This window comes from Vibrio sp. 1078-1 (assembly GCF_033340475.1).
On the sequence record NZ_JAWOWM010001001.1, the window covers coordinates 1 to 500 of the forward strand.

General features: G+C 46.8%; 1 pseudogene. It reads left to right on the forward strand.

Annotated features, from left to right (window positions below):
• Nucleotides 1-500: pseudogene (locus R7190_RS31295) on the forward strand (hybrid sensor histidine kinase/response regulator); the annotation flags it as partial.

Sequence of the window (500 nt, forward strand, 5' to 3'; positions counted from 1 at the left end):
TCGGTAACCAGCTTATGCTGGCGGTTTTAACGTTGAGTTTGATCTTTACGTTAGTCATTTCTGCCATCAGTTTATATCGTGATTTTCAAGAAGAGTTGTCCCATCTCGACACCGACTTAAAACAAGTGGAGTCGAGCTACCTCTCCAGCTTTTCAGCCAGTTTGTGGGTTGAAGACCGTGAGCTGTTACTCACCCAAGCGCTGGGGGCGATGCGTTTGCCTTCGGTGGATTACCTACGCATTGCTACCAAAGACGAAGTTATCATCGAGCTCGGAACAGAAATCACGCAAGATGTGGTTGAGAGGCGTTGGCCGATGCAGTTTAGTGTGGGTGAAAAAACGTTTGAGCTCGCAGAGCTGACTGTGCAGTCTGACCTTAGCGCCGTCTATCAAGATTTATGGCAACAGTTCTTTTTTCTACTCACGACAGAAGCGATAAAAATTTTGCTGTTGATGGTTGGGGTGTTGTGGGTTGCCTTCCGTTTATTGGTGAATCCTTTG